This window comes from Micromonospora sp. WMMD1082 (assembly GCF_029626175.1).
Taxonomy (GTDB): Bacteria; Actinomycetota; Actinomycetes; order Mycobacteriales; family Micromonosporaceae; genus Micromonospora.
In genome coordinates this window covers 1,477,935-1,497,273 of sequence record NZ_JARUBM010000002.1, presented here as the reverse complement: position 1 = coordinate 1,497,273, position 19,339 = coordinate 1,477,935, and the positions used below count along the sequence as shown (strand labels likewise).

Sequence of the window (19,339 nt, the reverse complement as noted above, 5' to 3'; positions counted from 1 at the left end):
GGAAGGAGGCGCCGCCATGCGCAAGCTCATCAGCCTCATCGTCGCGATCCTCGCCGCCATCATCGCCATCCCGCTGCTCGGCGGCGCCGCCATCTTCGGCGGCGGCACGACCTGCATCCCCACCACAGCGGCATCGGCGACGACCGCACCGGCATCGTCCAGACCGGCCGCGCCGGGCGGACCGATACCGCCGGTCGAGGGCTGGGATGCCGAGCAGCTCGGCAACGTGGCCATCATCCTCACCGTCGGCAACAGCAAAGCCGTGCCGCCGTGGGGATGGGTGGTGGCCACCGCGACCGCCATGCAGGAGTCGACGTTGCGGAACCTGTCCGGCGGCGCGGACGACTCGATCGGCCTGTTCCAGCAACGGCCGTCGCAGGGGTGGGGCACCCCGCAGCAGCTTCGCGATCCGGCCTACCAGGCGGGCAAGTTCTTCGACAAGCTCGTCACGATCGAGGGCTGGCAACAGATGCCGCTCACCGAGGCAGCCCAGAAAGTGCAGCGTTCGGCGTACCCGGACGCGTACGCCAAGCACACCGCCGAGGCGATACGCCTGGTCAGCCACGTCGGTGCGGCGCTCGGCCTGTCCACCGTCGGGATCAACCCGTGCAGCGAGGTCTCCGCCCAGGGCTGGACGCAGCCGGTGCGTGCGCTGGTCGTGTCCGGGTTCCGTACCAGCGAACGGCCCGGCCACGACGGGGTCGACCTCGGCGCCCGGCGGCACACCACCATCGTGGCCGCCGCCTCCGGCACCGTGCAGCGGGTGCGGTGCAACGCCATCGACAGCCGCACCGGCGGCGAGTGGGGCTGTGGCCGCGACGGGGACCCCGATCTCACGAAGGGTTGCGGCTGGTACGTGGACATCGGGCACCCGGGAGGGATCACCACGCGGTACTGCCACATGCATACCGAGCCGTACGTGAAGGTCGGTGATCCGGTGATCGCCGGGCAGCCGATCGGCGAGGTCGGTTCCACCGGCCACTCCAGCGGCCCTCACCTGCACTATGAGGTTCATGTCAACGGCGGGCCGGTGGACCCGGAGGGCTGGATGCGCGCTCACGGGGCGGCGCTCGGCCAACCCTGACGACGGTGATCGCCGTCGCTGTCGGCACGTCCTGTAGGGACTCCTCAGCGCTGCCTACGCGGGTGGCGCACGGGCAGCCGAATGTTCAACAGCGCCGCCCAGTACCGCTGCCAGAGGCTGTAGCCTTCCCGGCCGCGCTCGGCGGGCACGTCACCGGCGGTGTGCCCGCCGATCAGCCGTCGTGTCGCGCGGTCGGCGCGCGCACCGTCGTGCAAGCGGAACGGGCGGGCCGCCGCTGGCGACGACCGGCAGCGTCCTTCGCCGCTCTCAGGGTAACCCGCTGCGCGGTGGGCGTACCGGCCGCTGCTGCTCGGCCGGTGGCTGGTCGGGGATGCGGTCCTCCGCCGGCCTTGACAAGCGGGGCGGATGGAGCGGCGATGCCAGCCGCCGCACCACAACGGCGGCACGCCTGTCACCTGTCCGGGGAGCGATCATGACCGTCACGCCCGACCTCACCCCGTTGCCCACCGTGGCCGACCGCGCCGACGCCGTCGCCACCGACCTACGCCGCTTGGCGACCAGCGACGGCGCACCCTCGACCCGCGAGTTGGTCGACCTCGCCGCCGCAACCGCCGCGATCACCGTAACCCTGCTGGAGACGGCGCTCCCGGCGGTGGACGAGGACGAGCCCGGCACTGGTGAGGCGTTCGAGCGCGCCGCCGAGCTGGGCGACGACGCCCGCCGGCACCTGGTCACCGCGTTCCACCTCATCGCGGGCGTGCACGGCATCGTCAGCGTCCGCCCACCGACGACCTGACCACCCGAGTCAGGTTTCCCCGCCCTGCCCCGCCCGCGCGCCGCGCGGGCGATCTCGCGGAAGGCGGGGTCAATCCCCATCCCTGTGCGCCTCGCCGCTGGTTGTGCGGCGAGGCGCCTGTTCGTGAAGGAGCACCCAACCCATGGCCACACCGCACCACGCCACCACCGCCAACCGGCGGGCTCGACGGGGGCACGCGTCATGAGCTACGCCACGGCCACCTCAGTCAGCCTGACCGGCATCACCGGCCGCCTCGTGCCGGTGCAGGCCGAACCCGCCGCCGGCCAGCCCGGCGGCATCGTCATCCTCGGCCCGGACGGGCGCAGCATGGAAGAGGCCCGCGACCGGGTACGAGCTGGCATCGTCAACGCCGGGCTCTGCCTCCCCGGACATCGGGTGACCGTCACCCTGCCACCGTCCGACGACCCGGCACCCGGCTCCAGCACCGATCTGGCCATGGCGGCGGTCATCCTGTCCACCGCTGGGCTGTTCCCACCGGCCGTGCTGGACGCGGCGGCGCTCATCGGCGAGATCGGCCTCGACGGCGCCGTCCGCCCGGTGCGCGGCGTGCTGCCGATGGTGACCGCCGCCGCCGACCTCGGCATGCGCACGGTCGTCGTCCCAGCGGCCAACGCCGCCGAGGCCCGCCTCGTGCCCGGCATCACCGTCGTCGCCGTCGCCACCCTCCAGCAACTTGCCCAGTGGGCCAGCACCGGCCAGCACCCGCCGACGCCGAAGCCCGCCACCGGCGAGCGGCCCGGCACCGGTGACGGGTACGTCGGCGATCTGGTCCACGTGCCCGCCGTTATGACGAAGGCCCGGTGGGTACTGGAGGTCGCCGCGGCCGGCGGTCACCACCTCGGCCTGGTCGGGCCGCCCGGAGCCGGCAAGACCCTCATCGCGCAATCCCTGCCCTCGCTGCTGCCGGACCTCGACGACGCCGCCGCGTTGGAGGTGGCCGCGCTGCGTTCGGCCGCCGGGGTGACCCCGCCCGGCGGTGGGCTGGTGCGCAGGCCACCGTTTCGGGCGCCGCACCACACCGCGTCGCTTCCGGCGCTGCTCGGCGGCGGGCCACGCGCCCCGTACCCGGGGGCGGTGAGCCTGGCCCATCACGGCGTGCTCCACCTGGACAACGCCCCGGAGTTCGGCAACCGGGCACTGGTGGCGCTGCGCCACCCGCTCGATACCGGACAGGTGATGCTCGCCGGAGCCCGCCGCGCCGTGACCTACCCTGCCCGGTTCCAACTGGTTCTCGCCGCACAGCCGTGCCCGTGCGCCCGCCCGAACGGCGCCGACCTGTGCACCTGTACGGACTTGGACCGTCGCCGCTGCCTGGCCCGGATGGCGGACCTGTGGCGGCGCACCGACATCCGCCTGCACCTCGACGCGATGAACCCGAAAGACGCGGTGAGCCCGGACGACGCGGCGGCCGGCGAGTCCTCGGCCGTGGTCGCCGCCCGGGTCGGCTCCGCCCGTGAGCACGCCGCAGACCGTTGGGCCGCGCTCGGCTACCGCGTCAACGCCGAGGTCCCCGGCGAGATCCTGCGCACCGGCGTGTGCGCGCTGCCCACCTGCGACATCAACCCGCTGCTGCACCTGCGGCGGGTGGGCACCGTCTCCGACGACGGCCATGACCGCATCCTGCGCGTCGCCTGGACGCTGTGCGACCTGCGCGGCGCGGACCGTACCGACCTCGACGACGTCACCACCGCCATCGACTTGCACGTCGACCGGCAGCCCTGACGACCCGCCCCTCCAGCCACCCCGCCCCGCTGCAATACCCGGGCGGGCGGTGGTGCATCTCCGCTGTGGCTTCGCCGCCCTCGCAGGCGGCGAAGCCACACCGCCACGAAAGGACGCTGACCCCTTCCATGACCAGGCCACCGAAAGCGATTCCACCCTGCCTCGTCTGCCGGCAAACCCCAGGCCACGGCGAGCTGTGCCCGTCCGACGACGACGAAGCCACCTACTACCTGCAGCACCCGATCCCGGGCGGGCACCGCGACTGGACTCCCGCCGGCATCCGCTACACCGGCACCCCCGCACGCCGTACGGCGGTCCGCGCGCTCATGGCCACCACGCACTGGGAGCGGATGCACGGCAAGCCGGAACTGCCGATGTCACCCGGGCTGCTGCTCAACCAAATCCTCGCCGGGTTCGGCAGCTCCGCCACCAAGACCGCACGCGTCGGCTACACGGCCGGCGAGTTCTTCACCGCGCTGGACTGCTCCTGTCCTTCGTGGCGCTGCACCCACGACCACGACACCACGACCGGACCCTCCCCGGACTGGCTCACCGCGCCGGGCATCGACCCGGACCTGCTGGTCAACGTGGGCCTGGTCGCCGTCGAGATCCGCTGGGCCGAGCTGTGGCAGACCTACTGGTTCGCCGACACCGGCGGTGCGGTGGGGCTGGCCATCGACACGGTTCCCGAGATCAGCCCGCCCGGAATCACGGTCGCGTGTCACCGCCGCTGGTGCGACCTGTGCCCCGGGCAAAGCAAGCCCGGCCCCCGCGCCAAGGCTCCTACGCCGTGCCCGTGTTCCTGCCACACCGGGACGCGGTCGTGACCGAGGCCCGGTTCATGCGGATCGCGACGGGAGAGACCCGCGAGATCACGAGGTGGTTTGAGGGTGGCTGGTTCAACTGTCCGTGGTGCGGGGCCGCGAACCCGCCCGAGGCGGAACAGTCGCAGCACTGTGACAACCCGGCGTGCTGGGCGTCGAAGTACGCCACCGCCGACCAGGTGCGCGCCGAGCAGGACCGCAGAGCCCGCCAGGCGGCCGAACGTGAGCAGCGGCAACGAGATGCCGAGGCGCAGGCCGCCGCGCAGCAGCGCTACCAGCAGCAGCGGGCGGCGCTCTGGGCCGAGCGGGTGGCCACCGCCACGGAGCGCGGCGCCTGCCTGACCTGCCTGCGCAACTCCCGGTGGGAGACCGAACCGCGGTACCGGCGGCATCGCCGCGCTGACTTCCACACCGCGCAGGCGTGAACCAGTGGCAACCCCTCCGGGTGCCTGCCGACCCCGGGCACCACCCACGACACCGCCCGTCCCGACGGTACCGACACGACCAAAGGAGACCCATCCGATGCCATTCATCGAGGTGAGTGACGAGGCGTACGCCGTGCTCACCGAATACGCCACCCGCTGGAACCAGACCCGAGGCGAAGTGGTCGACACCCTGATCCGGCTGTACACGCAGCCGGAACACACCGTCGCCGCGCCCTGCGACGACGGCGAGGCCACCGGCAACGCCACCGCGGCGGCACAGCGGTGATCGCCGACATCGCGCTGACCGAGCCGATCGACCCGGACGAGCGGGTGATCCGGTTCATCCAGGTCACATGCCGCTGCGGCGAGAAATCACCGGTCGCCCGCGACCCCATGCAGGACAAGGTGCCCAACGACGCCGACGACTGGCACGCCGCCCACTTCGACGCCACTGGCCACCGCGACTATCACCGGTGGACGCTGGAGCGTGGCGCCGGCCGCATGTACCGATTCTGACCGCCACTATCGGTGCCGGGCATCCCCGCGTGGGATGCCCGGCACCATCTCTGCGGCCCGCCGGCCGCAAAGCCCGGCTCTTTTCGCATTTCTGGCGGACCGCGCTGGCGTTGTCCCCCCGGTAGTGGCCTCGACTACGATCCGTGGACGCGTGAGCGGCATCATAGGGAATGTCCGGACCGGCACTGGTACCGGCAGCGGGCTCGCGGTGATCGTCGGCCTGTTCCGGACGCGGGTGGGAGGTGCCGCTGATGTCTCGGCGTCGAGACCAGTCGCCGAATACCCTGCTGCGGCAGGCTCGGCGTCGGCGGGTCTCGCCGTCCGGGTCAGGGATGCCGATGTCGCGTCAGGAGCTGGCCGACGCGGTCAACACGTGGCTCGCGGCGAACCGCAAGAACCACCGGACCGTAATCGACGACACCTACGTGGGCAAGCTCGAACGTGGTGAGCACCGCTGGCCGACCGGCCCGTACCGGGACGCGTTCCAGGCGGTCCTCGGCGCGGCCAGCCCCGCCGACCTCGGGTTCTACCCCGGCCAGCAGCCCTCCGAGCACCCGCAGGTCGAGGCCGACATCCCGCTGACGCGAACGCCCGGTGACCTGAGCGACCTGCTGCCGGCCGTCACGGAGATCGTCGTGCGGGGCACCGTGACGGTGCCGCTGCACACACGGATCATGAACCTGATCCCGCCGGTGAGCATGGACGTGCCCCGCCGGATCGGCGCGGCGGACGTCGCCCGGATCGAAGCGACCACGAGCGCGTTCCGCGACTGGGACAACCGGTGGGGCGGCGGCCTGTCCCGCGCCGCCGTCATCGCGCAGCTCCAATGGGTCGCCGCGACCGCCTCCCGATCGGTGTGCTCCTCCGAGACTGTCAAGAACCGGCTGCTCACCGCGCTGGCGGACCTGGCCGGAGTCGCGGCGTTCCTGTCCTACGACGTGAACCACCACCCGCAGGCGCGGGCGCTGTGGACGGTCGGCCTAGACGCCGCCAGCGAAGCCGACAACGTCGACCTGGTCGGTACCACCTTGCGGCAGCTCGCCCACCAAGCCCTGCACCTGGGCCGCACAGACGAGGCGCTGCGGCTGGTCCGGTTGTCCTACGCGACCACCGTCGACCCCGGCCACCACGTCTCCGAACTGGCCCTGGCCGAGATCGCCGCCTACGAAGGCTGGTGCTTCGCCGCCACCGGCAAGCTGCAACCCTGCCACCGCGCCTTGGGTCGAGCGCAGGAGCACTTCGCCAACGCCGACGGTGAGCCGGCGCCGCCCTGGCTGTCCCACCTCGACGCCGCCGAGCTGGCCGCGTTGCGCGGCCACTCCTACCACGTGCTCGCCCACCGGGTGCCCGAGGTCGCCGACGAGGCCGAGCACCTGCTGCGGCAGGCGGTCGCCGGCCGCGACAGCGCCTACGCCCGCAGCCGCACCCTCAACCTGATCGCCCTGTCCGGCACCTTCTTCCAACGCGGCGACGACCTGGAGCAAGGCGTCGCAGTGGGCGACCAGGCGTTGGGCGGTGCCGGCACGCTCACCTCACCTCGCGCCCTGGACCGGCTCCGCGCGCTGAAGGCGCTGACCGTCCCGCACACCGCCGTCGCGGCGGTGGCGCAGTTCCAGCACCGCATCGACGCCGTCCTCGCCGATGCCTGAACCGCTACCCGCCCCGGTCGCCGCCGCCGCGCGTACGGTCGCCGCACGGCTCGGGCTCAACGCCGACCAGGCCCGGACGCTGCGGCTGCACGACGCGGCCACCCTGCTGCTCCCAGCCGATCACGTCGTGATTCGGCTGGTCCCCACGACCGAGGAAGCCGTCGCGCGAGCCCACCGCGCGGTCAGCCTCACCAGGTGGCTGGCGACGCGGGACTTCCCAACGATCCGCCCAGCCGCCGACAACCCGATCGAGACGAACGGTTTCGTCGCCACCGCCTGGCACGAGGTTGCCGCTCGTGCGCCAGGCTCCCCGGTGGAGGTCAACACCGCCCTCGGGCGGCTCCTGCGCGAGCTGCACCTGCTGCCCGTACCACCGCTCGCCTTGCCCACCGCGGACCCCCTCGCCCGGCTGCGCGCGGCGCTGCGCCTCGACGCGGCCCGCCCCGAACCGGTCCTCGACCGCGACGACACCGCGTTCCTACACCGCCGTATCGAGCACCTGTCCGCCCGGTACGCCAGCATGCGGTTCCCGCTCGGGTCGGGACTGATCCACAACGACGCCCACCCCGGCAACCTGGTGAGCGACCCGGCCAGCCGGTACGGCTACCTGCTCACCGACTGGGAAGGCGCCTGCCTCGGCCCGCGCGAGTTGGACGTGGTCCTCGTCGGCGCACCCGGCAGCCGCTTCGGAGACCCCGATAACGAACGGCTCGCCTTCACCACCGCGTACGGCTACGACATCGCCACCTGGCCCGACTACCAGGCCCTGCGCGACATCCGCGACCTGCACTCCCTCGCCGCGTACATCCGCACCGGAACCCGCAAACCCGCAGCCCTCGCACAACTAGGCATCAGGATCGCCTCGCTGCGCAACGGTGACCGGTCCGTCCGATGGGCGGCAACCTGACCACGATTCGAGGGTCGACGACGCAGGCCGCTCGCGTACCGACCCGGGGCTTCGAGCCGGCTCCCAGCTCACGCCCAGATCCGGCGTTGCGCCAGCACGAACCTTGGCGGACCGTAGGTGGTGGGCGTCCGCATCGGCCTCGGCTGACCCGCACACCACATGACCACGGCCGCGACAAGCCCGGGGGACGGCACATGGCATATCGCATCAACTATCTCGACTCGGCCCAGTCGCCGCAGCTCATCGCGGTGGCCGAGACTCTCGCGGACGCCCACAGCGCGATGCGGTACGTCGGCACGTCCCTGCCCGAGCAGGCGGACCGGCTCCAGATCGCCGAGGACCCGCTGCTGGGCACCGACACCCGTGTGGTGCAGCCGCCGGAGAGCCTCGACACCCCCGGCGGGCTCTCGGTGCTGTATCTAGGCGGCACGATCTCCCCGGACCGCAACTGGCAGGCTGAGGCTGTCACGGCGCTGATCGCCCATCCGGTGGTCATCACCAACCCGCGTCGGGAACAGCCGACCAGCTCCGATGATGAGGTGCTCGTCCAGGTCGCCTGGCAGCGACGCCACCTGTGGCGCTGCGACATGGCGATGTTCTGGTTCGAAGGGTCCGACGCGGACCCGTCAGCGCTGGTGGAACTCGGCACCCAGATCGCCAATCCGGTACCGCTGGCGGTCGGCATATCACCGGAGTACCCGCAGGCCCTGGCGGTGCGGGCGCTGGTCGGCCACTCCTTGACCGAACAAGCCGTGCAGGAGAACCTCGCCGGCACGATCGCCTGCGCTGTCGATCTGATCCGCAAGGAAGCCAAACCGCCGCTGCGCCTGCCCTACCACAACGGCGACCCAGGGATCAGCGCCCTCGCCCTCCAACTCAAGATCGCCGCCATGCGGGAAGGGACGCCCGGCCTGCCGATGGCGATGAACGAACTGGCCATCGAAGCCACCTGTGCGGTGGACAAGGGACTGGACCCCTGTTTGTTGGTGCGCATCCACGCCGGTCTCGACCGGCTCCGCGCCGATCCGGCCGATCCCCTGGGCTGGGCCGAGTTGATGGACATCGTGCACGCGCTCGGCTCCTACTGAGCTAACAAAACGGGGTTCCGCGTGCGCGCGGATGGTGCGCCGCTGTCCACAGCGGCGTTCGTCCGGTCGAACCCGTGGTCAACGGTGCGGGTCGGCGTCAAGCCCCGCGATCAGCGGATCGCGGCGGCGACGGCGACGGTGGTGATCGACGCGGCGATCAGGTAGGTGCCCATGGGTATTGGCGTGTGTCGCTGGTCCGCGCGTCGGCGAAGAGGCAGCGATGCGACGGCGGCGACGTGTCCGAGCACCGTCGCCGCGACGATCAGACGCCAGTCGAGCCAGCCGAGGGCGATGCCAATCGGGACGGCTACGGCCACATCCCCGAGACCAAGGTCGCCGCGTGAGGCGAGGTGGATGACGGCGTAGTAGGCGGCCAGCACTGCCGCGCCGATCGTGGCGGTCCACCACGACGTGTGCGGGTTGTCGGCGAAGGCGAGCAGTACGACGGTGCCGGCGGTGGTCGTGGCCGTCAGCCGGTGCGGCAGGCGCAGCACGGCGGCGTCGACGAACGCCAGGACAAGCAGGCCGGCGGTCCACCAGAGGTAGGCGGCCAGTTCCCAGCCGTGCATCCCGGAGAAGATCAGCAGCCCGGTCGCGGCGAGTGCCGCGAGCTCCAGCATGTACGGCGGTGCGCCGAGGCGGGTCCGGCAGGTGTGGCACCGACCCGAAGGGGCACACCCGGCGGGCCACAACGAGGTGGCGCATACCTGGCATCGGGTGCGCCACGGCTGCCCGGCGGGCACGCTGTGGTGGGCGATCAGCCAGCGCAGCAGCGGCGTGACGGCAAGGGCATATGCGAGCTGGCGCGGCCGGTGCCGGGTCGCTGTCGGGGTGCTCACCGCTGCTCCAGGCTGGCGCGGAGCTTGGCGGCGAGGTCGGTGGTGGCCTCGGCAGGTTCGGCGTCCAGGTCGGCGAGGGCCTTGGCCAGCGCGCGGAGCAGAGCGCGGATGCCGTCGGCGTCGCGCAGGGCGTGGCGGGCGTGCATGGCCTTGCGGTACAGCTCCTCGTTGTAGCGGTCCAGGCCGATGGCCTTGTCGAGCAGGTCGGACGCGGCCTGTGGGTCGGATTCGAGCACGTCGTCAGCGAGCAGCAGGTGGGCTTCGGTGCCCGACTGGCGGGCCTTCTCCCGGTGCGGGTCGACCCATTCGTAGTCGCAGCCCTCCGCGAGCGGTGCGGTGTACAGGTCGCAGGCTTCGCGCAGCAGCTCGGCGCGGGCCGGGGCGGAGGCGAGCTGGGCGCGGGTGAGCAGGTCCCGCAACTGCCACAGGTCGACCCGCACGGTGGCGGGGTCGAGTCGGTAGCGGGCGGACGCGCCGCGTTTGAGCACGTACCCGCCGGTGATGGGTCCACCGGCGCGGCCGAAGACGTGGCGCAGGTTGGAGGCGTTGGTGTGCACCAACTGTTTGGCCTGGCGGCGCCGCACGTCGGGTACGAGGTATTCGGCGATGGTTTCGGTGTCCGCGCCATCGGGGTGGCAGGCGAGGAAGACGGCCAGCTCGGCGGCCCTGCCGCGCAGGTCCCGTCCGGGCAGGGTGATGTCCTCCACTTCCGGCGTGCCGAGCACTCGTAGGTGCACCTTGACACGCGGTTTGCCGTCCACGGCGGGCGGTGGCGCGTCGAGCGGATGCTCCGCCGGTGCCGTCTGGTCAGCCGGTTCGTTCGTGGCGGGCGGAACCGGGTCGGGCTCGGCGGCCGGTGCGGCGGGCCGCGGCGCGGCGGGCGGTCGGAGGACCGGGTTGGGTGGTTCGCCAGTGTGGGCCTCGCGCAGGGTGGTCAGGATCGCCACGGCCTCGGCGGTGTCGAGCACGGCGACGCGTTCGCCGATCGCCTTCACCGCCGGCCCATCAGCGACGCTGGTGTGCCCGTCGCTGCTGACGGTGATGGTGGACCCGTGCGGCCATTCGCCGAGCAGCAGCGCGGACACGTCCAGGCCGTTGCCGAGGCCGAAGCTGACCCGGGCGCGCATCCGCGCCCCCGCCGGGGGTGTTTCGCAGATCAGCAGCACCGGCGGCAACGCTTCCTCGTCAGGTGCGCTTTCGCGTAGGGAGTCCACGTCGGTGAGGCTGTGTTCGTCCAGGACCCGGGCTCGGTGCAGCAGCCGCGCGTCCAGCAGGGACAGGGCGTGGTCGATGTCGTCGGCCACGTGCAGGCGCGGCCAGGGGCCGAGAGCGGCGGCGTCGGCGCCGATCAACGTGGTCAGGGTGGTGCCGTCGATGACGACCTCGCCGCGCCGGTCCGGGTCGCGGGGGCCGCCGGAGGCGAGGCTGGAGACGAGTGCGGCGCGGGCGGCGGCGTGCGCGCCGTCGCCGACGAGGCCGACGCCGCCGGGCGGCAGCAGCGGCAGGGCGGGTACGGCGGCGGCGCGTTCGGCCAGGTCGCTCGGGACGGGCAGGTCGGGGTTGCGGGTGACCTGGCGGTGCAGCTCGGCGACGGGTGGGGGCAGTTCCGGGGTTTCGTCGTCCTCGGCCATTTCGCCGGGGACGAAGCGGCGGCGGCGTTGCAGCCACACCATGGCGGCGGCGGCGACGATCGCGGCGGCCAAGGTCCACGGGACGAAGCTGCCGCCGGGCAGGCGGACGCCGTCCTCGTCGGCGGACGGGCGGCCGTCCTGCGCGTCGTCGGCCGGGCTCGCCGTCGTGGTGGGGGTCGCCGTCGTGGGTGAGGCCGGGGCGGACTGGCTCGGTGTGACCGGCGCCGAGCTGGTGGCCGGCGTCGGGACGGCACCCGGCGCGGCGGTGGTGGCCGAGGGGGTGGCGGACGGTGTGGCCGACGGGGGTTCGACCACGCCGTCCGGGTCCTGGGTGGGTGCCGTGCTGGCGCTGGTCGACGGTGCCGGGGTCGACTCCTGCGTGGGGGCGGGTTCTGGGTTCGGCTCGCCGGTCTGCGGCGGCGTGGTCGGCGCTGGCGTCGCGTTCGCGGGAGGTTTCGCGTCGGCGGGTAGCCGCAGGTCCCAGCCGGGGTAGATGAGGTTGCAGTCGCGCAGGGTGCCGCCGACTTTCGGGAAGTGGCGGTGCCAGTTCAGCTCGCAGATCTCCGGCCACCGGTTGGCCTCGCCGAGCCACTCCTTGGAGATTTTCGACAGGGTGTCGCGGCGTTCGACGACGTAGGTGTAGGTCTTGTCGCCGACGTGGATGGTGGCCGGGCCTTGCTGTACCAGCACCGGCGGGGCGGCCTTCACAACCTGGACGGTCGCGGGCCGGGCCTGGGCGGGGGTGGGACTCGCGGCGGCTGCGGCGCCACCGAACAGGGTGCCCAACGTCAGCGCGGTGATCAACGTGGCGGCGGCCAGCCGGAGCGGGTTCGCGGTGCGGCGGGTGGTGGCCCGGGTGGGCAGGCCGCGCCAGGCGGCGCGGGCCTCGGCCGCGATGGCGTGCAGGAACGCCGCCCACAGCAGCCACGCGGCGACCGCGAGGGCGTTGAGGATGACGGCGTCGGTGACCGGACTGGTGATCCACGCGGAGAGCTGGTCACCGGTCGGCACCTTGGACGGCAGCGGCCAGCCGATGAAGGCGACGAGGGCGGCGGGCAGCCCGGCGACGGCCGCCGCCAGCAGTGCGGCGGCGACGGCGCGTACGGCGAGGCGGCGGATGGCGCCGAACATCGATACCCGCCTCCCTTCTACGGTTCCACGGCGGTGGCGGTCGCCTGCGCGGCGATCGGGATGGAGGTGATGCCGACCATTTGCAGCAGTTGGGTTTGCTGCGCGGTGGTGACCGAGACGGTGACGGTGTTGCCGGCCACGGTGACGGTGCCGGACAGCCCGGAGTTGGCCACCCACTGTTCGGCGGTGTCCTGGGCCTTGACCGGGTCGAGACGGATCACGCCGGTCTCCCGCAGGTACAGCACGTCGAGTTCCCGGGCACCGGCACGGGCCGATGACTGCGCGATCGACACCGCGTCGACCTTCGTGGCGATGGCCAGGCCGGCGTCGAGGACGAGCGCGGCGAACGCCAGCCCGGCCAGGCTGGTGATGACGGTGTAGCCGGACACCGACCCGGCATCACGATCCAGTCGCCTGCTCCACCGCCTGTACCTCATATGTCCGCCTTGTAGGTCGCGATCGGTTCCGTCGCCGTGCCATGCACGGTCTTGCTGGCGCCGACCGGCAGGCCGAGGTCGGACATCGGCACCACGCAGGTCACCGTCACGGAGACCTGCCCGCCGCGATGGTGCTGCGCGGTGTTCGTGCTGGTGGTGCAGGTCCACACGCTGCCGGCAGTGGTCGCGGCGACCGCGTCCTGCGCGGCCGTGACGGCGGCGCCGGGCGTGGGCGCGTCGGCCGCCGCGCGGGCCGCTGCCGCCGCTGCCGACTCGACGTCGATGACGGCGGAGGCGGCCCGGCCGCAGAAGATGAGGAACACCGCAACCAGGATCATGAACGGGGTGGCGAGCACGACCATCTCCGCCGACACCGATCCTCGGTCCGACACCATCCCGCGGGCACGCTCGGGGGTCATGGCATCCCCGGCACCTTCTCGCGCGGTGCGGTCACGCTGACCGTGATCGGCAGCGACAATCCCGGCACCACGGCGGCGGCCTTGCCGGTCACCGTCACCGTCGAGGTCGTCGCCGTGTTGTTCGCGCTCACGCTGCGGTCGGCGAGGATCGACCCGGCCGTCTGATCCAGGATGGCGTTGGTGTCATCGACACCCGCATCAGCGGTGGAGCCGTACGCGCGGGCGGTCTGCACGCCCTGGTTCGCGGCGGCCTGCGCGACGTGGGTGGCGTGTGCCCAGAACGCGAACTGCACGATGAGCAGCAACAGCAGACCGAGCAGCGGCATCGCGAGGGTCACCTCGACCGTGGCCGAGCCACGATCGCCGCCGCCGTCCCGCAACCTGCAAATCATGGCGCCGCAGGGGCGGGGGCATCGAGATCGATGTCGTTAGCCTTGTTGGTCACGGCTGTTGCCAGGATGGCGAGCACTGCGATGGCGAGGACGACCAGCAGCGAGGCCACCAGGATGGTCTCGGTGGAATAGCCGTCATCGCGGTAGACGCGCACCAGCCGCTGCCGGGCGGCGCGGATGTGAGTGAACAGGTAAGACAGGGCCAGGTACGTCATAGTGTGACGCCTCCTCCGAAAGTGACTTTGTCGGTACTGCCGTGAGTTCGTTCGGGTCAGGTCAGCGCAGCGATGATGAAGACCACAGCGAGCACGGGCCAGATGATGCGGTCTTCAGTCATGTCGGGGCTCCTTCGACGTAACGACTGCGAGTCATGGGATTCGATGACCTAGAGCGCTTCGAGAACCGTGGCGAACGCGGGATAGCCGATAAAGATGAGGAACCCGCCGAGCAGCCCCACCACCGGCAGGACCATGCGTTCGGTGGCCGAAGTGGCGGCGGATTCGGCCTCGGCGAGCTGGTGCGCGGACAGCGCGGCCGACCGGGCGGTCAGGGTCGCTTTGATGCGAGCGCCTTCACTACCCGCGAGAGACAGCGCGGCGGCCAGTTCGGACAGGGTGGACACGCCGGTGGTGTCGCCGAGCCCGCCGATGGTCTGCCACGGCGGGACGCGGGTCAGGTGCGCCGCCTCGACCGCCTGCCGCAGGGCGCGTTGCGCCCAGTCGGTGGGCTCGTCGGTGGCATCGCGCAGGGCCTGATCGACCCCGGCGCCGCCGGCCAAGGAGATGACGACCATGTCCAGCATGCTGGCGGTCGCGTCGCGCAGTTCCTTGCGCCGCTTGGCCGCCTCGGAGGCCAGGGCGAGGTCGGGAACGAACAGGCCGAGCGCGGCACCGACCAGCGCCGCCCACAACGGCGTCTGCCAGCCGACGGTGATCCCACCGAGGTAGAGGATGCCCGCCAGCGCCGGCACGGCCAGGAAGCCGCACAGCGCCATGGCGGCCTGCTCGGCGAGGTGGCGGGCCGGGTCGCGTCCGCAGATGGCCAGATCACCGATGGTCGCCGTACGCGGCAGGCCGGCGCGGGCCAGCAGCGGCACCGCCGGCTTGCCGAGCCCGGCGATCCAACCGCCCGGCTCCGGCGGCAGCAGCAGCGGCACCGGCGTCACGGTCGGCGCGGGCGGGTGCAGCGCGGCGAACGCCTGCGCCAGGCTCAGGCGTGCCGGCAGCAGCCAGCCGACCAGCAACGCGAAACCGGCACCGAACCCGGCACCGAGCAGCAGCGGCCCGGTCATGACGGCCTCCTCGATGCGTCTAGGCCGACGCGGGCCAGCCGCGAGATGCCTACGAACCCGGCGGCGAAGATCAGCCCGACCACGACCAGGACGAGCTGCCCCATCAGGTCGTCGTACGGGGCGAGGAACTTGCGGTTGAACAACGTCAGCCCGGCGGCCATCGCGAGGGTGAAGGTGACGATGATGCGGGCGTTGGTGCGAATCCGCGCGTGGCCAGGAGCGATACGCAGCCGCAGGTTGGCCCGCTCACGTGCCCGGCGGGCCATCTCCGACAGCAGCTCGGCCAGTTGCCTCGACTGGCGTTGGCTGGCCTGCAACAGTGCCCGCACCACCAGGCGTCCGGTGGGGTCGTCCATCCGTCCGCGTAGCTCGGTCAACGCCACCGGAAGGCGGGTGCCCAGCCGCAGCGAGGCGGCCAGGTCGGCTATGTCGTCGTGGATGGCCGGTGGCGCGAACGGGGCGGTGACGAGGATGGTCTGCTCCAGCCCGGCCGCGGCAGACAGGTTGTCACGCAGCATCTCCGCCCACGCCGCGACCGCCTCGGTACGGGCCAGCGCCTGCTTCTGATGCCGGTCCGAGCCCAGCGCGGTCGGCAGGGCGTAGGCGGCGATGCCGGCCAGCAGCGCCCCGACCGGCCAGCGGGTCCACAGCCCGACGGCCGCCGCGATGAGCACCGCAATGGCGGCCCGGATCAGCATCTCCCTCGTGAGCACCGGGCGGCGCAGCCCGCTGGGCTGCACGGCCCGCTTGCGCAGGCCCGCGACGACACCGAACACGCTGAGGGCGAACCCGGCGCCGAGAAGCGCGACGACAGCGACCATGCCGTTACCACCCGATCCGGTCGATGGTGGCCGCGCGCAGCCCGGCGGCCTCCAGTCGGTCGAGGGTTTCGGCGCGCAGCGGGGTGTTCGGCATCGCGCGGCGGTCCGGGCCGGGCCGCCACACCTCGTTGGAGGCGACATCACGGCCGTCGAACCCGACGACCTCGCGGATGCTGGACACCACCCGCTTGCGGTCCGGTGTCCAGTCCAGGTGCACGACCAGGTGCACGGATTCGGCGATGAGCATCGCCGACGCCTCGAACGTGAGCCGTTCCGGCGCTTGGACCGCGTACATCATCAGCCGGGTGAACGCCTGCCCCGACGAGGAGGCGTGCACGGTGGCGAACGAGCCGTCGTTGCCCTGCGACATCGCCTTGAGCAGGTCGATGACCTCGTCGCCGCGTGCCTCACCGACGACGACCCGGTCCGGGCGCATCCGCAGTGCAGTGCGCACCAGAGCGGACATGCTGACCGCGCCGACGCCTTCCAGGTTCGCCCGCCGGGACTGGAACGCCAGCACGTTGGGGTGCACCTCGGGGTCGTACAGCTCCAGCTCGTACGCGTCCTCGATGGTGATCAGCCGCTCCGTCGCGGGGATGGCGCGGGCGGCGGCGCGGGCGAAGGTGGTCTTGCCCGTGTTGGTGCCCCCAGCGAAGATCGTGTTGAGGCGGGCGCGCATCGCGGCCTGGATTACCTCGGCCATGCCCGCCGAGAGCATGCCGCGGCCCACCAGGTCGTCGAGGTTCGCCTCGATCATGGTGGCTCGGCGGATCGACAGCGACGGCCGCGCCGACACCGACATCACCGCGCACAGCCGTGACCCGTCGCGTAGGCGCAGATCCAGCACCGGGTTGTTGCGGTCGAAGGTGCGTTCCTGGCCGGTGCCCTTCTCGTCGTCGCCGATCGCCGCTTCCGACGCAAACGCGCGGATCAGCTCGACCAGTTCGTCGTCGGACTCGGCGATCGGGGCGACCCGTTCGTAGCTGCCGTCGGTGCGGTGGACGAAGACGTTGTCGCAGCCGTTGGCCTCGATGTTCTCCACGTCCTTGTCGCCGAGCAGGCTCTCCAGCCCACCGGCGCCGGCGATGCGGTCCACAATGGCCCGGCTGATGCGGGCCTCGGCTTGCGCGGACAGCGGCGCGTCGCCTCGGGCGACGGCCTGCTGGGCGTGTGCGTCGAGCACGTCGGCGGTGTACCGCTCGGCCAGGCGCCGCCGCTCGGCGATCGGCATCGGCCCGGTGCCGGCGTGCGCGGCCATCTGCCCGGCGACCAGCCCGCGCATCTCGGCGACGAGTTCAGCCTCGGTGGCCATCACACCTCACCCCCTCGGTGGCTGCGAATCACGGCCGGTGTGGGCACGGTGGGCGGCGTGGCGAGACCGGTGGCCAGGGCGCGGGCAGCGGCCGGCAACCCACGGCGCGTCCAGGCTTTGCTCACCTTGCGCCGCCCGGCGACCACGTCGGCGGCCCGGCGGTCCCACGGCACCTCGGCCGCGACCTGCAGGCCGGTCCGTTCGGTGATCTCGGCGTGCGTGTAGCGGCTCCCGTCAACCAGCACCAGCCGGGTAGTCCCTGTGGGCAGGTCGGCGTCGGCGAGCCGAAGCAGCGACCCTTCATCACCGCGTGCGAGCACCAACACCGTGTCGGCCTGCTCGACGACGGCCGCGCTCGGCGCGCCCGGTTCCAGCCGGCCCACATCGGCGATCGTGGGCCGCTCCTTCGTCCACAGCGCAAGGTTGGCCTCCATGAGCAGCCCCACCGCGACCGTGGCCGGGTGCCGGCCCGCCGGGGCGAGCGCCACATCAACCCCGCACGGCAGGCGGGTCAAATGCGCGTCGAGGGTGACACTGCCGGTGCGGCTCTGCGTGGCCAGGGTCGCCACGCCAGGGCTGTCCGGCAGCCAGTGCCAGGCACCGAGATCCCCACCGGCGCAGTCGGCTTCCACGACGATCGGCGCGTCGTCACCGGGCCACACGGCCGCCAGCACCACGGCGAGGGTGGACACCCCGGCCGAACCCTTCGTAGACGTGACCGCGATCAGCATGGCTCAGTCCTGCGCAACCGCGATCGACATGTCACCTGCGGCGCCGGCCACCCGGACCGCGTCGGCTCGCGCCACCAGCAGCGACACCACGAAGGAACCGGCGCCGTCGGTCGCCGCGACGCGCACGACGGTCGCCTTCACCGGAGCGGGCGCCCCCGACGCCGAGGGTGCCGGCTGCGGGTCGCCTTCCTTGGCCACCGGGATCACCAGCACCCGCACGCCCGGGGTCACCCCGGACGCGATCCGACCGGCCTTCACCGGGATCGCCACCACCGCCTGCCCCGACGGCGGCCACGCCGCCGGCCCGAGCTGCGACTCGGTCAGCAGCGAACCCGCCGCGAGCGGTACCACCGCCGTCGCGCCGATCACCTGCGACGCCCGGGAGGCCGGCACCAGCGCGACGCCCGCGTCCGGGACGACGCGGACCACCCGAAGGTCCGCCACCGCGATCGTCTGCCCGGCTGCCACGGCACGCGTGACGGCGAGCACCTGAACCCGCGTGTCGGCGCGTACGTAGACCAACGCGAACGCCCCGGCGCACACCACCATCGCGAGCAGGCTTACGATCAACAACCAGACCCGCCGCCTCGGTCGAAGCGACGGCGTCACCGCACGTACGGCCGTCGGCTGGGCGCGCGACGGCGCCACTCCTACGGTCATCGGCTTGCCACCCCTCGTGAGCTGGAATCCCTTCCAGGCGTACAGGATCAGCGAAGGCCGGTCTACGGACATTCGCTCGCGTACACCGACGTACGTGCGCCGCGGTAAGTACACGCGTGTCAGCGGCAAATCATGAAAAGTCTTCCTATGTCCTCGATCAAACGGCCAACCGAGTCAACACCCAGACGGGCAGACTCCGTTGTGAGACCAGGATGTAGAGGAATATTTACCTTTCCGATGCGGCACGGACGTGGCACTGTCGAGTCTTGGACTCGCGGTATCACTCGGGGGAAAGTTGTGATAGATGTAAATGTTTACCTAGAAATTTCTGATCTCTTTCGCTTCCGCTACGACCCGGCCGTGCTCAGCGCCATCGCCGAGCGGCCCTACCGCTTCCGCGAGCTGGTCAGCCGGTTGGAGCGCCAGGTCGAGGGCGGACACGTAGACGACAACGCCGTTGGCCGCAGCCTCCGGCGCCTCGCCAACGACAACCACGTCCGCAAGTCCACGATGCGCGACGGCGACCGCCTGGTCCCGGTCTACGCCATCACCGACGAGGGGCGGCTACAGGTCCACCTCTACCACGCGGTCATCGACGCCTACCATCGTATCCAACGGGGATGACGACGCCGCCCGACACGAACCTCGACGGCCACTGCCAGCGTGTACGTGCACACGTGAC

22 protein-coding genes are annotated in these 19,339 nt (G+C 72.0%); 11 read left to right on the top strand and 11 right to left on the bottom strand.

Annotated features, from left to right (window positions below):
- Positions 1-16: 16 nt before the first annotated feature.
- From O7615_RS07075 to O7615_RS07030, 10 genes are all read left to right on the top strand, one after another.
- On the top strand, positions 17-1,084 hold the full coding sequence (locus tag O7615_RS07075) for a M23 family metallopeptidase (protein ID WP_278176537.1): 1,068 nt from the start codon (positions 17-19) through the stop codon (positions 1,082-1,084).
- Between the two features lie 433 nt (positions 1,085-1,517).
- On the top strand, positions 1,518-1,841 hold the full coding sequence (locus O7615_RS07070) for a hypothetical protein (protein WP_278176536.1): 324 nt from the start codon (positions 1,518-1,520) through the stop codon (positions 1,839-1,841).
- Positions 1,842-2,042: 201 nt separating this feature from the next.
- Complete coding sequence (locus O7615_RS07065) at positions 2,043-3,584, top strand: ATP-binding protein (RefSeq protein ID WP_278176535.1); 1,542 nt, start codon at positions 2,043-2,045, stop codon at positions 3,582-3,584.
- A 128-nt stretch (positions 3,585-3,712) separates the two neighbouring features.
- Positions 3,713-4,411, top strand: coding sequence for a hypothetical protein (locus O7615_RS07060; RefSeq protein ID WP_278176534.1), 699 nt, complete (start codon positions 3,713-3,715; stop codon positions 4,409-4,411).
- On the top strand, positions 4,381-4,833 hold the full coding sequence (locus tag O7615_RS07055; protein WP_278176533.1) for a hypothetical protein: 453 nt from the start codon (positions 4,381-4,383) through the stop codon (positions 4,831-4,833). The genes O7615_RS07060 and O7615_RS07055 overlap by 31 nt, the downstream gene beginning before the upstream one ends.
- A gap of 97 nt (positions 4,834-4,930) precedes the next feature.
- Positions 4,931-5,119 (top strand): hypothetical protein, encoded by a 189-nt coding sequence (locus O7615_RS07050; RefSeq protein ID WP_278176532.1) that lies wholly within the window; start codon positions 4,931-4,933, stop codon positions 5,117-5,119.
- Positions 5,116-5,349 (top strand): hypothetical protein, encoded by a 234-nt coding sequence (locus O7615_RS07045; RefSeq protein ID WP_278176530.1) that lies wholly within the window; start codon positions 5,116-5,118, stop codon positions 5,347-5,349. The genes O7615_RS07050 and O7615_RS07045 overlap by 4 nt, the downstream gene beginning before the upstream one ends.
- Before the next feature lie 338 nt (positions 5,350-5,687).
- Entirely contained in the window at positions 5,688-6,998 is a 1,311-nt protein-coding gene (locus O7615_RS07040; protein ID WP_278176529.1) for a hypothetical protein, read from the top strand.
- Entirely contained in the window at positions 6,991-7,905 is a 915-nt protein-coding gene (locus tag O7615_RS07035; protein ID WP_278176528.1) for a phosphotransferase, read from the top strand. The genes O7615_RS07040 and O7615_RS07035 overlap by 8 nt, the downstream gene beginning before the upstream one ends.
- 194 nt (positions 7,906-8,099) lie before the next feature.
- On the top strand, positions 8,100-8,993 hold the full coding sequence (locus O7615_RS07030; RefSeq protein ID WP_278176526.1) for a nucleoside 2-deoxyribosyltransferase domain-containing protein: 894 nt from the start codon (positions 8,100-8,102) through the stop codon (positions 8,991-8,993).
- A gap of 110 nt (positions 8,994-9,103) precedes the next feature.
- On the opposite strand, the gene O7615_RS07025 is transcribed toward O7615_RS07030, so the two are convergent.
- The 11 genes from O7615_RS07025 to O7615_RS06975 all read right to left on the bottom strand — a co-directional run bounded on the left by O7615_RS07025 (position 9,104) and on the right by O7615_RS06975 (position 18,570).
- Positions 9,104-9,832 (bottom strand): prepilin peptidase, encoded by a 729-nt coding sequence (locus O7615_RS07025; RefSeq protein WP_278176524.1) that lies wholly within the window; start codon positions 9,830-9,832, stop codon positions 9,104-9,106.
- Positions 9,829-12,594, bottom strand: coding sequence for a LysM peptidoglycan-binding domain-containing protein (locus O7615_RS07020; RefSeq protein WP_278176522.1), 2,766 nt, complete (start codon positions 12,592-12,594; stop codon positions 9,829-9,831). Before O7615_RS07020 ends, O7615_RS07025 begins: the two co-directional genes overlap by 4 nt.
- A gap of 17 nt (positions 12,595-12,611) precedes the next feature.
- Complete coding sequence (locus tag O7615_RS07015; RefSeq protein WP_278176521.1) at positions 12,612-12,983, bottom strand: hypothetical protein; 372 nt, start codon at positions 12,981-12,983, stop codon at positions 12,612-12,614.
- Positions 12,984-13,027: 44 nt separating this feature from the next.
- Positions 13,028-13,450 (bottom strand): TadE family protein, encoded by a 423-nt coding sequence (locus O7615_RS07010; protein WP_278176520.1) that lies wholly within the window; start codon positions 13,448-13,450, stop codon positions 13,028-13,030.
- Positions 13,447-13,830 carry a TadE family protein gene (locus O7615_RS07005; protein ID WP_278176519.1) on the bottom strand — a complete coding sequence of 128 codons (384 nt, stop codon included), beginning with the start codon at positions 13,828-13,830 and terminating at the stop codon, positions 13,447-13,449. The genes O7615_RS07010 and O7615_RS07005 overlap by 4 nt, the downstream gene beginning before the upstream one ends.
- An 8-nt stretch (positions 13,831-13,838) precedes the next feature.
- Complete coding sequence (locus O7615_RS07000; RefSeq protein ID WP_278176518.1) at positions 13,839-14,057, bottom strand: hypothetical protein; 219 nt, start codon at positions 14,055-14,057, stop codon at positions 13,839-13,841.
- A 170-nt stretch (positions 14,058-14,227) separates the two neighbouring features.
- On the bottom strand, positions 14,228-15,133 hold the full coding sequence (locus tag O7615_RS06995) for a type II secretion system F family protein (protein ID WP_278176517.1): 906 nt from the start codon (positions 15,131-15,133) through the stop codon (positions 14,228-14,230).
- The gene (locus O7615_RS06990) at positions 15,130-15,954 is read right to left on the bottom strand and encodes a type II secretion system F family protein (RefSeq protein WP_278176516.1); all 825 of its coding nucleotides are present in this window, start codon (positions 15,952-15,954) and stop codon (positions 15,130-15,132) included. Before O7615_RS06990 ends, O7615_RS06995 begins: the two co-directional genes overlap by 4 nt.
- 4 nt (positions 15,955-15,958) lie before the next feature.
- Positions 15,959-17,266 carry an ATPase, T2SS/T4P/T4SS family gene (locus O7615_RS06985; RefSeq protein WP_278176515.1) on the bottom strand — a complete coding sequence of 436 codons (1,308 nt, stop codon included), beginning with the start codon at positions 17,264-17,266 and terminating at the stop codon, positions 15,959-15,961.
- A complete protein-coding gene (locus tag O7615_RS06980) occupies positions 17,266-17,997 on the bottom strand; it encodes a hypothetical protein (RefSeq protein ID WP_278176514.1) in 732 nt (243 codons plus the stop codon). Before O7615_RS06980 ends, O7615_RS06985 begins: the two co-directional genes overlap by 1 nt.
- A 3-nt stretch (positions 17,998-18,000) precedes the next feature.
- Complete coding sequence (locus O7615_RS06975) at positions 18,001-18,570, bottom strand: SAF domain-containing protein (RefSeq protein WP_278176513.1); 570 nt, start codon at positions 18,568-18,570, stop codon at positions 18,001-18,003.
- A gap of 447 nt (positions 18,571-19,017) precedes the next feature.
- Between O7615_RS06975 and O7615_RS06970 the strand changes: the two genes are divergently transcribed.
- On the top strand, positions 19,018-19,281 hold the full coding sequence (locus O7615_RS06970; protein WP_278176512.1) for a hypothetical protein: 264 nt from the start codon (positions 19,018-19,020) through the stop codon (positions 19,279-19,281).
- The last annotated feature ends 58 nt before the right edge of the window (positions 19,282-19,339 follow it).